At 48.2% G+C, this 12,917-nt stretch carries 10 protein-coding genes, 1 tRNA gene and 2 pseudogenes; 3 read left to right on the top strand and 10 right to left on the bottom strand.

Going from position 1 to position 12,917, the window contains the following annotated elements:
- Nucleotides 1-26: 26 nt before the first annotated feature.
- Nucleotides 27-902: a U32 family peptidase gene (locus BZG75_RS07405; protein WP_077576596.1), complete on the bottom strand. Its 876-nt coding sequence runs from the start codon at nt 900-902 to the stop codon at nt 27-29.
- A gap of 9 nt (nt 903-911) precedes the next feature.
- The gene (gene ubiU, locus BZG75_RS07400) at nt 912-1,907 is read right to left on the bottom strand and encodes a ubiquinone anaerobic biosynthesis protein UbiU (RefSeq protein ID WP_077576595.1); all 996 of its coding nucleotides are present in this window, start codon (nt 1,905-1,907) and stop codon (nt 912-914) included.
- 219 nt (nt 1,908-2,126) lie between these two features.
- Here ubiU and ubiT point away from each other — a divergent pair, with 219 nt between their 5' ends.
- Complete coding sequence (gene ubiT / locus BZG75_RS07395) at nt 2,127-2,633, top strand: ubiquinone anaerobic biosynthesis accessory factor UbiT (RefSeq protein WP_158009969.1); 507 nt, start codon at nt 2,127-2,129, stop codon at nt 2,631-2,633.
- A 12-nt stretch (nt 2,634-2,645) separates the two neighbouring features.
- On the opposite strand, the gene BZG75_RS07390 is transcribed toward ubiT, so the two are convergent.
- Nucleotides 2,646-3,554, bottom strand: a complete 909-nt coding sequence (locus tag BZG75_RS07390; RefSeq protein WP_077576594.1) for a LysR family transcriptional regulator — start codon at nt 3,552-3,554, stop codon at nt 2,646-2,648.
- A gap of 107 nt (nt 3,555-3,661) precedes the next feature.
- Here BZG75_RS07390 and BZG75_RS07385 point away from each other — a divergent pair, with 107 nt between their 5' ends.
- Nucleotides 3,662-4,300: an NAD(P)-dependent oxidoreductase gene (locus tag BZG75_RS07385; RefSeq protein WP_077576593.1), complete on the top strand. Its 639-nt coding sequence runs from the start codon at nt 3,662-3,664 to the stop codon at nt 4,298-4,300.
- A gap of 7 nt (nt 4,301-4,307) precedes the next feature.
- Here the strand turns inward: BZG75_RS07385 and BZG75_RS07380 are convergent, their stop codons facing one another.
- Together BZG75_RS07380 and BZG75_RS07375 are read right to left on the bottom strand one after the other, a co-directional pair.
- Complete coding sequence (locus tag BZG75_RS07380) at nt 4,308-5,327, bottom strand: S66 family peptidase (protein ID WP_077576592.1); 1,020 nt, start codon at nt 5,325-5,327, stop codon at nt 4,308-4,310.
- Between the two features lie 130 nt (nt 5,328-5,457).
- Nucleotides 5,458-6,090, bottom strand: a pseudogene (locus BZG75_RS07375) (cation transporter); the annotation flags it as partial.
- A 270-nt stretch (nt 6,091-6,360) separates the two neighbouring features.
- Between BZG75_RS07375 and BZG75_RS15320 the strand changes: the two are divergent.
- Complete coding sequence (locus BZG75_RS15320) at nt 6,361-6,507, top strand: hypothetical protein (RefSeq protein WP_021023946.1); 147 nt, start codon at nt 6,361-6,363, stop codon at nt 6,505-6,507.
- Between the two features lie 21 nt (nt 6,508-6,528).
- Here the strand turns inward: BZG75_RS15320 and BZG75_RS07370 are convergent, their stop codons facing one another.
- From BZG75_RS07370 to BZG75_RS07350, 5 genes and pseudogenes are all read right to left on the bottom strand, one after another.
- On the bottom strand, nt 6,529-7,455 hold the full coding sequence (locus BZG75_RS07370; protein WP_077461055.1) for a YeiH family protein: 927 nt from the start codon (nt 7,453-7,455) through the stop codon (nt 6,529-6,531).
- Between the two features lie 232 nt (nt 7,456-7,687).
- Nucleotides 7,688-8,566 carry a LysR family transcriptional regulator gene (locus BZG75_RS07365; protein ID WP_021023944.1) on the bottom strand — a complete coding sequence of 293 codons (879 nt, stop codon included), beginning with the start codon at nt 8,564-8,566 and terminating at the stop codon, nt 7,688-7,690.
- Between the two features lie 86 nt (nt 8,567-8,652).
- On the bottom strand, nt 8,653-10,602 hold the full coding sequence (locus tag BZG75_RS07360) for a methyl-accepting chemotaxis protein (RefSeq protein WP_199878867.1): 1,950 nt from the start codon (nt 10,600-10,602) through the stop codon (nt 8,653-8,655).
- A 311-nt stretch (nt 10,603-10,913) separates the two neighbouring features.
- Nucleotides 10,914-11,000, bottom strand: a tRNA-Leu gene (locus tag BZG75_RS07355).
- A gap of 198 nt (nt 11,001-11,198) precedes the next feature.
- A pseudogene (locus BZG75_RS07350) lies at nt 11,199-12,574 on the bottom strand (multidrug transporter).
- Nucleotides 12,575-12,917: the final 343 nt, after the last annotated feature.

Raw genomic sequence — 12,917 nt, 5'->3', positions numbered from 1 at the left:
TACGCAGGCTGTTTTTGTTATCGCGTTTAATCTAAAACTTGTGTCATGCCCGCCAAATGGTGCCAATAGCCATTGCAATCGTGGTTGAGCGGTTGCGGCTGGGTGCCTGCTTGGTTAGCACGGAATTTGTCTACCCATTGCAAGGTGTCAAGCGACAGTGGGCTTAACCGCACCACGTCCACCAGCCCTTGCATCGACGGTAAATCGTTAACGAGATTGGCGCATTGCCCGGACTGGGTTTGAATGCCGTTCAGCACAAATACCGCTTGACCCTCTTGGGATTCCGTTAACCGTCCATTGGGGTATTTTAGGCAGCACAGCTCGCAGTCATCTTTGGCACGGTTTTCTGAGCGCGCGGTAAAACAGCGTGCCGAATAAGCCAGTGGCAAGTAACCATAGCCAGTGACCTCCACCTCAAACTGGTCGCGAATACCCAATGCATCACAGCCGTTCAACATATTCACCAACCAATCGCGCGAAAGCTCCACCGGCATCACCCAGCGTGTCATGCCAAGGTCAACAAATTGCTTTAATGTTTGCGGGTTATAGCAATTGATGGCCGCCCCCACCACAAAGGGCTGCCGACGCTCGCTTAAAAATTGCACCGCGCTCACGTCATTCGCTTCAATGCGAATATCATCATTATCACAGTAGCGTTTTAGCATGGTCAGCTCTGAGGGCGCTTCAATCAGCGCCATGGTCGAGAGCACTACTTGTTTACCAGACTCAGCCAGCTCACGCGCGAGCCCGATCCAGTCTTTGGTTTTCAGCTCTCGCCGCTTAGCACAGACGGTTTCACCGAGATAAATCACATCGGCTTGGCTGTCTGCCGCCGCTTGATAAAAGGCTTCAACCTCAGCCTTGGGCCAGTAATACAGGATTGGCCCGAGAGAAAATTGCATCATAATTCCTTATTGCCACTTGCGATGGTAAGCACCCAAACTGGTTTGCACCCCTTCAGAAAGGCTATCGAGCGAATGCGCCCAATCCGGTGCAATATCAAACGCCTCGGGGTTTGCGACACAGCGATCAATCGCTTGACGCCATACCCGTGCAACTTGCTCCACATATGCAGGGCTGCGCTGACGACCTTCGATTTTGACCGATTTGATCCCGGCGCGATAAAGCTCAGGCAGGACACTTAAGGTGTTCAAACTGGTGGGCTCTTCCAGTGCGTGATAGCGGTTGCCGTCGACACAGAAACGACCTTTGCAGAGGGTGGGATACCCCGCTTTTTCGTCGGCTTGATACCGATCAATCAAGACACCATTTAAGCGCGACTCCAGCCCTTGCTCAGTATCTTGCCAGCGCACGAATGCCGCCGGTGAGCAAGCGCCCACGGTATTGGGCGACTGGCCGGTAAGATAAGACGATAAATAGCAGCGCCCTTCGGCCATAATGCACAGGCTGCCGAAGGCAAATACCTCTAAGTCAACATCGGTATCGCGTGCTAGTTGTTTAACCTGATGAATAGACAGCACCCGTGGCAATACCACTCGCTTAACGCCATATTGCTGCTGATAGAAACGGATCGCCCCAGCGTTAGTGGCGGATGCTTGAACAGAAAGGTGTATATCCAAATCGGGATAGGTGTTGGCGGCGTAATCTAAACAGGCCATATCAGCAAGGATCAGTGCATCAGCGCCATTTCCGGCGGCGCTATCAATCGCATATTGCCAGCGGCGCCAACCATCGGGGTGAGCAAAGGTGTTAATAGCAACGTGCAAGTCTTTGCCGTGGTCATGCACATACTGACTGGCACGCTGCAATTTGCTGTCGGTGAAGTTCAGCCCAGCAAAATGGCGCGCATTGGTATCATCTTTTAAGCCGACATACACCGCATCGGCGCCATGCTCGATCGCTTTTTTAACCGCCGGAATATTGCCCGCCGGACAAAGGAGCTCCATAACATTGCATTCCATTTTATGATTGTCCGGCTAAGATAAGGGCGTTGCCAGTGTGGGGGGTTGATATGTATCAAGCTCACTTCCCCATGAGGATAAAAATCGCGATAAATGACGCTGTTGCCACAAAAACCCTCCTCATTTTTGACTCGGATCCAATGGCAGCGCCTCCAACCTCGCTACTCTAGTGGTACTCAACCATTGGCACCAAAGGAAAGCCAAATGCTCGTTAACCCAATCACACAACAACCCCTTGCTCTGCCACTGCCTCAGCCCAATCTGATTACACCAGGCCTAAAAGCGATCACTCAGTTACCACAAGGGCTACAGGCCCAGGTGTTGACTAAATTGATGAATACCGCTTTTGCCGTGCCGCTGGCGGAGGAAGAGTTCGACTTTCTTGCTGGCCGTACCATTCGCATTGGTTTGCGCGATCTCAACGCCAATTGGTTCGTGTCGCTGAACGAAGACAACCAATTATTGGTGCGCTTGTCTGGGGAGGAAGACGCCAGTATCGAGGGAGATTGGTTAGCGTTTTTGAAAATGGCGACTCACTATTGCGATCCGGATACGCTGTTTTTCCAGCGCCAACTCAGTATCAGTGGTGATACCGAACTCGGGCTGCATGTGAAAAACCTGCTTGATAGCCTCGAAATCGACACCCTACCCAAACCACTGGCACGCTCACTGACGTTAAGCCATCACTACCTCACTAAACTCGCGTTGTAGTTGTCACGCTTTTCAAGCATCTGACCCATCAATGGGAGCTTGGATATCATGCTGCCAACAGCTTGCCAAGTGATCGATAAAGTGGCGCACGACAGGCTGTTGATAACTACGCGATAAATAGACCGCCCACAGTGCACTGGGCGGTAAGCGGTAATCGGTCAGCAAAGGTATTAATTCCCCCTGCTCCACATAGGGATTGGCTAAATCACATGGCACACGGACAATCCCTTTTCCCATTCGCGCCGCATTGACCAAGGTGCCTAAGTCGTTGGCGTGAATCGGCCCACTCACTCTTATCTCTTCTCGGCGACTGTCTTTAATAAACTGCCAATGATCACCGCTGACATGAATTAAGCACGGGTGATCACTGAGATCGCTCGGGTGATTAGGCTGCGACGCGTGGGCTATATATGCCGGTGATGCACACACTATAGAATCGATGGCCATGAGTTTGCGGGCAATTAAATATTCATCTGGCTGAGGTGTGAAGCGCAGCGCAATATCGACCCGCTCATCCACTAAGGGCGTAAATTGGTCGGAGGCAATCACTTCAATGACGACCTCTGGATGCGCATCGGTAAATTGCGTTACTGGCGCAACAAGGATCCCTTGCGCTAACCCGATTGGCGCAGCGACTCGAATGCGACCGGTTAAGGCGCCCTGTAATCGTCCAGTCGTCAACGTTAACGCCGCCGCTTCGTCCAAAATACGCTGGCAATGACCATAGGCTTGCTCACCGGCATAAGTTAAGCTGACTTTACGCGTTGTCCGATGCAACAGACGCTGCGCAAGCCATTGCTCGACCTCTTGCACATGTCTTGAAACCTGCAAACGCGTTAGCCCAAGTTGTTCGGCAGCCCGCGTAAAGCTTTTGCAATTGCCCACTTCTACAAAACTACGTATTGCCGTTAGCCTATCCATATTGTCTCTTTAATTGATACAAACTGTATCTATTATGATTGTTTATCCAATAAATGAAAGCTAATAAGCTACATCCATCCAAGCAATCACAGCATGAGGAAGACAATATGAAAATCGCAATTATTGGTGCAACAGGTTGGATTGGTAGCCAAATCGTCGAAGAAGCGCGTCATCGTGGGCATGAGGTTATCGCTCTTGTCCGTCAGCCAGAAAAAGTGACCCGCGACGATGTCGAGGTGCGTCAATTCGACTTGCTGAATAACCACCACTCTGTACAACAGGCCGTTGCTGACACTGACGCAGTCATTGCCGCCGTGGGCGGGCGCGCTGCAGGCAACCATGAGATGGTGGCAAACAGCGCTAAGCGCTTAATTGACGAGTTACCCGCCGCTAACGTCAAACGTTTACTTTGGGTCGGCGGTGCTGGCTCACTAGAAGTTTCACCGGGAGTCGAGCTGGTCAGCCTGCCCGACTTCCCTGACGCTTACAAAGCAGAAGCGCTAGCCCAAGGCGAAGCCTTAAAGGTATTCCGTGAGCACGCCCATATCCTAGATTGGACGTTCGTCAGCCCTGCTGCGGAGATTTTCCCGGGCGACAAAATAGGCCGCTATCGCGTTGGTGCGGATACCTTGCTTACCGATGACCATGGTGACAGCAAGATCAGCGTTGCTGACTATGCTATCGCGATGATCGACGAACTGGAAAGTGGCGCCCACCGTCGCCAACGTATCGGTGTGGCTTACTAATCCAAGCTCATTGCCCAGCATGCTCACCCGCCAACCAAGCTTGCGTGAGTGAGACCGTCTGGGCATCAAAATCAATACAGGCTTGAGCCCCCAAAGGTATGGTTAACATCGGATGCGTATGGCAACTGTCAAAACCATCAACCACAGCGAGCGGCTGGCCATCGAGTATTTCTTCAAGAACATCATAGGTTGAACGTCCCGTTCCTTTGTCATCAAACAGCTCGTGTTTACCAAGTAACACCGCACCTACCGTATCAAACACTCCGGCCAGTTTTAGGTGTGCGAGTGAGCGCTCAACCGTGGCAATATCAAGCAAAGAGTCCTCAATCAGCAGAATATCGCCTGTTTCAATCGCTGGCATATAAGGCGTTCCCCAAACCCCATTCAGCGTATTGAGATTGCCACCGATAATACGCCCATTTACCTGACCTTTACCCATAAATTGCCATGCATTCTCATAGGTCAGTTTTGCCTCTGTCTGTTCACCCCAATCAATCATGACATCCGTCCATTGGGCAGGCATCTTATAGGTCATCGGCAGCGTTACATTCTCAGTTGTTACGGCTCGAAACGCGTCAAAGGTTTCATCGACCAATGGCGGGAACTCCCCTAAAGACGCCACTAAGGCTGGTCCATAAAAGGTGATTAATCCCGTTTTGGCATAGATACCGAGCAGTAAAGCAGTGAGGTCCGAATAACCCACGATAATCTTAGGATCATCAACCAAAGCGGCATAATCGATATGGGGAAGCAAAGCATTGCTGTTCATTCCACCAATCGTGGACATGATGCAGCGCACATTCGGATCACGGATCAACTGGTTGAGCTCTTCCGCACGCGCCTTGATCGAGGCTGAGCGATAGTGATCCGATTGCCCTGTCAATGCCCCCGCCTTAAGGTCAAAGCCTTGTGCTTTGACATAGCCCATCGCGCGTTCAAACCTTTGCGGAGCAAATACGGTGGCAGGTGATGATGGCGAGAAAAAGCCCATTGTCTCGCCTTTTTTAAGAGGTGGTGGCAGTAACATATTGTCTTCCTTGATATTTAATACATCTACGATTAAATCAAACAGTAGAGACAATCACAATCCTTCGATAAAACCGCAGCAGTCAAACTGTCATCGTTCGGGTGCGATACCACTTTACCGTGACAGGTGCGAGCTCTTTTAACGCGTTACGCACCATGATGAACGGCACTTTGATAAAGTAGAACGACATCAATACCATCATCATAGGGTCCGCATAAACCGCATAATCCGACCAAGGTGAATGCGCCACTAACCAAGCACCTAAAAAGCCTAAGGTGACTGCGAGACTTAATAAGGTGTCCATTTGCCACTGGCGCGATTCCGCCTCCACCAACTGGCTTTGCCCTGCTTGATTTTTACGCGCAATCATCCACCATCCGTAACCGCAACCCACCACGTTGACGATACCAAATAACACCGCCAATGACGGATTAACCGCACGTCCGCCCTCGACCAAGGATGATACCGCTTCGTAAAGGGAATAACTCACCAACAGCATAATCACGGCACCTTTAATGGCGACAACAAGCGGAGTGAGCAGCGCACGTGTGATCGGCCTTGCATAGCGCGAGTGGATATACCATGACGCGCCCAGTGACAACAAAGTTAACACTAGGCTAATCAACGAGTAGATACCGTCGAACATAATCACTAAAGAGCCAGCAAACCACCCTACGGCCAGGCCGGTGATGGCAAACCCTAATGCTAAAAGGGCTGAAAACACTAAGACTGACTTTTCATTGATCACGTTTTGAGGAGACATAAAACACCAAAAGTAGAAAACACGCACACATTCTTGGTGCTACTGCGCCGCTTTACAAATGCGAACTTGCAGGCGTTTTCACCATCCCGTTAGGTGGAAAATGAAACGCATTTAATTTCAATAATTTATAACACAAATCAGCTGTCAGCATTTCTGACACTCAGTGTCCCAAACACATTTTAGTTATGAGATAGCGCAAAATCGCATTTTGCTCTTATATAACTATTGCGCATACTAAACGCACATTTATATTCTTTATGGACTAAGAAGATGAGAAAAGGTATTTTGCTTGCTGCCATTACCTTGCAGCTTTTTCTCGCAGTGACCAGCACGGGATGGTGGCAGTTTGCTGCGGCACTCAGTGCTTTTTTATTGGTCGCGGTACTCCGTTTGCCTCAGGACACACCGCACGAGTGATCCTGAAGCAAAACCGGACAACTAAGCAGCAAAGAGCAGCCAAGCAAGCGACGAGCAAGAGATAATCACCCATAGCGCAATGCCAAAAAACAGGGGCTTGGGGCCTGCGGCACGTAGCTGGGCGATAGAGATACTGCAGCCTATCAAGAACAAGCACACCACCAACACTTGCTTAGCCACCGCGAAAATCACATCGTAAATCGGTTGTGCTTGCACAAACACATCACTGATGCCGATAGCTAAGCAATAAAAGACAATAAAAAATGGAATAGTGATTTTTTTGGCGTGACTACGAAACATCAGTGCACTGACAAAGGCGACAGGCACAATCCATAATGCACGTGCAAGCTTGAGTGTCGTGGCGGTGGTTAATGCTTGCTCACCATAGGCAGACGCCGCCCCCACCACCGATGATGTATCGTGAATCGCGATCGCCGCCCAAGTCCCAAAGGTATGCTGATCAAGCCCTAACGCATGCCCAATCATCGGAAATACAAACAGCGCTAGCGAGTTCAGTACAAACACGGTGCCCAGCGCGAGGCCAATTTGTTCATCATCGGCATTGATGGCGGGCGAGACGGCCGCGATGGCACTGCCGCCACAAATAGCTGTTCCCGAGGCAATTAAATGACCCGTTTTTCGATCCAACCCGATCAGCTTGGCCAGTATCGTGCCAAACACCAGAGTGCCCGTAATGGTGGCAATAATCAGCCCTATCCCATCGCCGGTAACCGCCAACGCCTCTTGCAAAGGAATACCAAACCCCAGTCCAACGATAGAGTACGCGAGGAGCTTTTTAGTGATCTTAGTGAGCGGTAATCCGCTGGGTACCCCGCCCAAAGACGTAAGTAAAAAACCGAGTACTAAAGCGATGGGCGAAGTGACCCAGGGGGTTAAGCACGCGAGGACCGCGAGAGAAAAAGGCAGATAACGAAGATAGGCAGTCATAATTAGGCTCGATGACAATAAGTGGGCTAGATGAAAATAAGTAGGCTCGATGACAATCAGCCGGGTTGATGACAATCAGCCGGGTTGATGAAATCAAGTGCAAGCATTCTAGCGCTATGTGTGCGCTCAGAAAATCTTAAACTTCTTTAAGTCAGTTAAAAAGGCCCGAAAAAGCAGCCTAAGACAATGATATAAATCACTTTTAATAGACGATTTAGAAATTAAACAAGATCTAGAAATCAAACAAATAGTTAGTAATGCTATCGTTCAGCCATTGGATCCCAGGGTGTTCGGCCATACCAGACGCCGTAAACAGGCAATAGTCTTCTTGCGTGAGGCCGTAAGTATGCTTGATCACAGCCAAGCGCTGCTCGCGGAGGTGTTTGCGGATCAGCGGCTCAGGTAGCACGCCCCATGCCTCTTCTTGCAAAATGGTATTGAGCATATATTCAAAGCTAGAAAAGCCAATATAGCGGCGTGAGAAGGGTTGAAGCTCGGGATTGTCTTTTTCATTGAGGTAGACCATTACCGCTTGCATGGCGTTACGTAGTTGATCATCACTGACCCGACGTAGTCGACTCAACGGATGCTCACTGTTACATACAGACATCATGCGAATTTTACCCAGCGGTTGGTAGTTGATACGTGGGTCGTCAATACGCTCGTAATCGACCCCAAACGCAAAGTCGACTTGTTGGGTTTCAACCAAGTTGGCCAAATCACCGCTCGAGGCCAGCACAAGGTTAAAGGAGGTCGCGGTAAAGCGCTTGTTAAGCTGATGGGCCCAATCCTGCCAAAGTTGATCGGGAATGGCATCATCACGCGCAATCCACACTTCGGCATTAAAGCCCGCATTCGCTTGCTCGCACGTACGACGAATACGTGCCGCCGTGACCGATATACTCTCGAAATCTTTGTACACAGCTTTGCCGATTTCCGACAGGGTTAGACGGTTACCGGTGCGATAAAACAATTCGGCGTTAAGTGATTGTTCTAGCGCTTTAATCGCCATACTCAATCGTGAACGATTCACATCCAGCTGACGTGCTGCTTCAGACACTGATCCGGTGTCTGCCACTGCACAAAACGCATCAATTTGGGTTAGATTCATGCCGCCCTCCTCGCGCTATCCTACCGGAGCACGGCAAAGACACAAGCAATAAAGGCGTTAGCATTTGTGTGCGACACCTCGTATAGTTACTTGCTCAACCCATTAAAAGCACTGACTTTTTTGGTTAACTCCTTCATGCGTTGATCAAAACTGGTCACTGCTTGTTCACTTTGTTCAAATACCTCTTGGGTGCGACTTCCCTGCTGCGCTAACTCTTCAATACTTTGATTAATCTCATTCACGGCGCTGCTTTGTCGATTAGCACCATCAGCGATCCGCGCATTGTGCTCAAATAATGTTTGTAGGTTGCTATCCAAGGTGTCCATATTCGCAACCGCTTTTTGGTGAGTATCAAGACTATTCTGACTATCTTGGCTCACCTGATTAATTTGTCCGGTTACATTGTCGGATGCGGCACGAAGCTGATTGATGATTTCTTGGATCTCACTGGTCGACTCACCGGTACGTTGTGATAGCGAGCGCACTTCATCAGCAACCACCGCAAAGCCGCGGCCATGCTCCCCCGCGCGTGCGGCTTCTATCGCCGCGTTAAGTGCCAGTAAATTGGTTTGTTCGGAAATGGCACTAATTACTTCAAGCACTCGAAGAATATTCTCAATATGGTGGTTGAGCTCATCCAAGCTAGTTTGGCTCGAGGTCATGTTTTCACCCAGTTGCTCAATATGCCGCAAACTGGTATGCATACCACTTAAGGCCTCTTTAAGCGCCGCATTCCCAGCCTGAGACAACTCGCCGGCGTGATTTGCCGAATCCGTCACCTCAGTGGTAATTTCAGTAATATCTTGGCTGGCCGCAGAGATAGTTTGCAGCGATTGTTGCTGCACCATCCCTGCCTGATTCACTTCATGGGCTTGCTGTTTTAGTACCCCAAATGCGGATTGCGACTCGTCAACGGTATGGTTCACTGCCTGCAATGCGTCACGAATACGCGCTAATAGACCATTAATTTTATTGGCAAGACGTCCGACTTCGGCCTGATCTTTTACTGATATCTGATGACCCAAATCGAGTTTATTGGCAATTTCATCGACTTCAGCTGAGAGTTGCTTGATCGGTTGGGTCAAATTACTGATCACCCAGTGCGTGACAAGCAACGCAATGGCAATAAACACCAAGGTTACTAACAAAGACTGGATAAACTGATTCAAGATGGGTTCCGTTATTTGTGCTTTAGGGATTTCAACCACCACAAAGCGATCTAAGTCTGCTAGCCAGTAAGATCCAACAAAAAATGCTTTATCATCAATAGTTACTTCGCTAATAACCGGTTTATTGGCCCCTTTCGTCACCGCTTGCTGAAAGCGATTGGCGTTGTCTGCATTCAGTGCGGAGTCCGTTGGTGCCACCTCTACGCTGCCGTCGCGCGCGGCTAACATCGCACGCCCTTGATCTCCAATACGAAAACCCTGCACAAGATTAACCAAACTGCTGACATTAAAGCCGACACCCGCCACCACATAAGGCTGACCGGTAGCCGCGTTGACAGGGACACTCCGATAATTAATAAAAATCACATACTCGCTGTTATTCACATCGCGATTCATATTCAGCTCATAAGGTTGATTTTTATTCAAAAAATTGGGGTAGAAATCACGATAAGGGTAGGTCTGCATCGAGCTGCTCCGATGCTCACCATCATAGGTAAAAATATACTTGCCTTGCTCTGTGTCTATCGTCGCAAACGCATTATCTGCACCAAGACGCGTTTTCGCGTTGGAAAGTGCCTGATGGATTGGCGCGAGATTAGATAAGTCTCCGCCATTATCCACCCAATCGATTAGCCCCGAATGGTGAGCAAGAAAGTTAGAGCCCGTAATTGCTGGCTGCAGTTCATTACTGATCTCAAATGCCAACCCACGTAACTGACTAGGCAGAATGATATTTTTTAAATCATCAAGCTGTTTGTTTGCTGATAACATCGCTTGTTGCACCATCGCAATCAGCGTGCTGAGCACTAAAATGGTGGAGAGAACGATATAAATCCGCTTTCTGATTGAAAGAGTTTGCCAACGCATACACTGTTCCTTTTTATTATCACTACTAACCAACATATCAATATTAGTCAGCAATCTAGACAGCGGTGCCGATTATGATAAAAAAATAGAATATATCGCTTAATGAGCGTATGAGGCTTCTTTTTAACTAGTTTATGGGAGAAAATGGAGCAATAAGGAACGATAAAAGCGAATAAGAAGCACAATTAATGGCCTAACAACATCATGGCAATACAGCTGATTTGTTGCTTAATATGAATGAATGCTTCGATAAAACAGAAATGGAACTTGGAAGGGATATGACATGATGATGTCACAGGCTATGAGTGCTATGGTGCCCCGGGCCGGACTTGAACCGGCACAACGCGAACGTCGAGGGATTTTAAATCCCTTGTGTCTACCAATTCCACCACCGGGGCGCACCTCATAGACGCGGTTTAATTTAATGATTTGCCAATATAAATCAATCTTTTTTTTGCTAAATCGATATCAGGCGAAGACAAAAGCAGCAAACTGTTCAAACAGCCACCAAATCGAATGTCCTATGCGGTGGTTTTGTGCGCCAATGAAAAAAGCTGAGCACAGGGCTCAGCTAAAAGGCAGTATTAAAAAAGACGTTATTTAATTGAAAAAGGAATCGCTAATGTTAGCTTAAAGTCATCTTCATCTTGGAAGAGATTGGTGTAAGGTGCCCAGTTACCGACATCCGTATCATTGAAGTACTGCGTGAAGTAAAAGCTAACTTTTGCGTCTTTAAGGGCACCGGCTTGAATCGCATAATCAGCAAACAAGCTGTACGAGTACTCAGTTAAATCCTCATACCCCTGAGCCGATGACCCAAACCCATAAGCACCGCTCAATCCTGCGCTAAAGCCAGTCGCGCCGATATCAGAGAAATCACGAGACAATGAACCAAATACTGCTAATTCTTCGTCATGGTTAAAATCGGAACGATTATTCCACCAAATGTCATAAGTACCGTTCGAACCACCGTATTGACTTGTCAGACGATACGCTAGATTTTGCACAACAGCAGGATCTCCAGAGTCGGCTTCGGTATAAGTGGCCTCTGCACGATAAGAGTATTGACCTGATGACATACTGGTAAGCATAGCTAGCTGGAATGCCGTGCTATCATATTGTTCATCGTCATCAACCACATAGAGTTGCGGCGACCAATACACGCCACCCTCTGTGGTACCTTTCACTTTAAGGTGTGCATTCCAACGATCACCATCACTTAACGCGCCGTAGGCCGTATCGAGTGAAATACCGTTATCGAGCTCATAACGCGCACCTAGCGAATACGCTTTGCCGGCATCTTCACCATTGGTCGTTTGAAATTCATAGGTTTCTTTAAACCAAGGCGCTTTATAACGCTCTGACACCACAAGACCCACATTAAGCTTGTCAAAATTAAGACCTAATTCACCCCCAAGATGCGTGCCTGGCGCAAACGACCAGTTAATACCTATGGTACTTGGGACGGAAGGCTGAAAGTAACCAAGCTTCGCGGTGGCTGTGTCTCCAAACTTAATTTTGCTGCAGCCGTCGCCAAAGAAACACCGTTATCTGTGCAGTCTTCCTCCCACGCCCCACTGCATTGACTGTCATCTGGCACTTTGTCGTATGGGTTATTCACGCCCCAGAAGTTCATTTCATGATCAGGGCTGCCGTTTTGCCACATATCAAAGGTGGCAAATGCCATCAGATCTAGACCTACAACATCCGCGGCATAGCCAGAATTAAAGGCGAGATTGGTAAATATAGAACCGTGATCTAGATTGGTTTCCTTTTCTCCATTCTTATCATAATTTCCTCGATCTCTGGCTCTTGTCCAGATATTGAGATTGCCGTTAATTGTTGAATCAGCAAAAAAAGGCGATACATTTTCTGCATAGTCGGACGTTGTATCTTGTGACATTGCTGGTGCCGCCACGACTGCACTCAAGACCGCTGCAGCCAATGTCGATACACTAAACATCTTTTCCATGAAATACTCCTGCTGCCTGCAAGATGAGGTCTTGCCCCGTTGGGTTATTAAGTTTTATCGAGTGCAAAACCGATTCGAAAACATAAACATTCATGTCATGTTTTCACCCCGCTATTTACACATTTCGTGTAACCACATCTCCAGACTAAATACGCAGAGAAAAATATCAATCACGACTTAATTTTTAATACGAATAATATGACGTCGAGCATATTTTAGGCATTTTTATGACATAGATCTGACATTGAAATGTAACACTAAAAACATAAATACCTGAATAGTATATTTTTTTTATTTTTTAGCTCACGAATACACCTTAAAACAAGCGTACCCATCGTTATTC

This window comes from Salinivibrio sp. AR640, from assembly GCF_001995405.1.
Lineage (GTDB): Bacteria > Pseudomonadota > Gammaproteobacteria > Enterobacterales > Vibrionaceae > Salinivibrio > Salinivibrio costicola.
The sequence above is the reverse complement of the archived record's forward strand: the minus strand, read 5'-3'. Positions and strand labels throughout refer to the sequence as shown.

Excerpts from the sequence above, each read along its gene's own strand:
- BZG75_RS07405 (WP_077576596.1), bottom strand. The coding sequence starts at position 902 with ATGCAATTTTCTCTCGGGCCAATCCTGTATTACTGGCCCAAGGCTGAG.
- ubiU (WP_077576595.1), bottom strand. The coding sequence starts at position 1,907 with ATGGAGCTCCTTTGTCCGGCGGGCAATATTCCGGCGGTTAAAAAAGCG.
- ubiT (WP_158009969.1), top strand. The coding sequence starts at position 2,127 with ATGCTCGTTAACCCAATCACACAACAACCCCTTGCTCTGCCACTGCCT.
- BZG75_RS07390 (WP_077576594.1), bottom strand. The coding sequence starts at position 3,554 with ATGGATAGGCTAACGGCAATACGTAGTTTTGTAGAAGTGGGCAATTGC.
- BZG75_RS07385 (WP_077576593.1), top strand. The coding sequence starts at position 3,662 with ATGAAAATCGCAATTATTGGTGCAACAGGTTGGATTGGTAGCCAAATC.
- BZG75_RS07380 (WP_077576592.1), bottom strand. The coding sequence starts at position 5,327 with ATGTTACTGCCACCACCTCTTAAAAAAGGCGAGACAATGGGCTTTTTC.
- BZG75_RS15320 (WP_021023946.1), top strand. The coding sequence starts at position 6,361 with ATGAGAAAAGGTATTTTGCTTGCTGCCATTACCTTGCAGCTTTTTCTC.
- BZG75_RS07370 (WP_077461055.1), bottom strand. The coding sequence starts at position 7,455 with ATGACTGCCTATCTTCGTTATCTGCCTTTTTCTCTCGCGGTCCTCGCG.
- BZG75_RS07365 (WP_021023944.1), bottom strand. The coding sequence starts at position 8,566 with ATGAATCTAACCCAAATTGATGCGTTTTGTGCAGTGGCAGACACCGGA.
- BZG75_RS07360 (WP_199878867.1), bottom strand. The coding sequence starts at position 10,602 with ATGCGTTGGCAAACTCTTTCAATCAGAAAGCGGATTTATATCGTTCTC.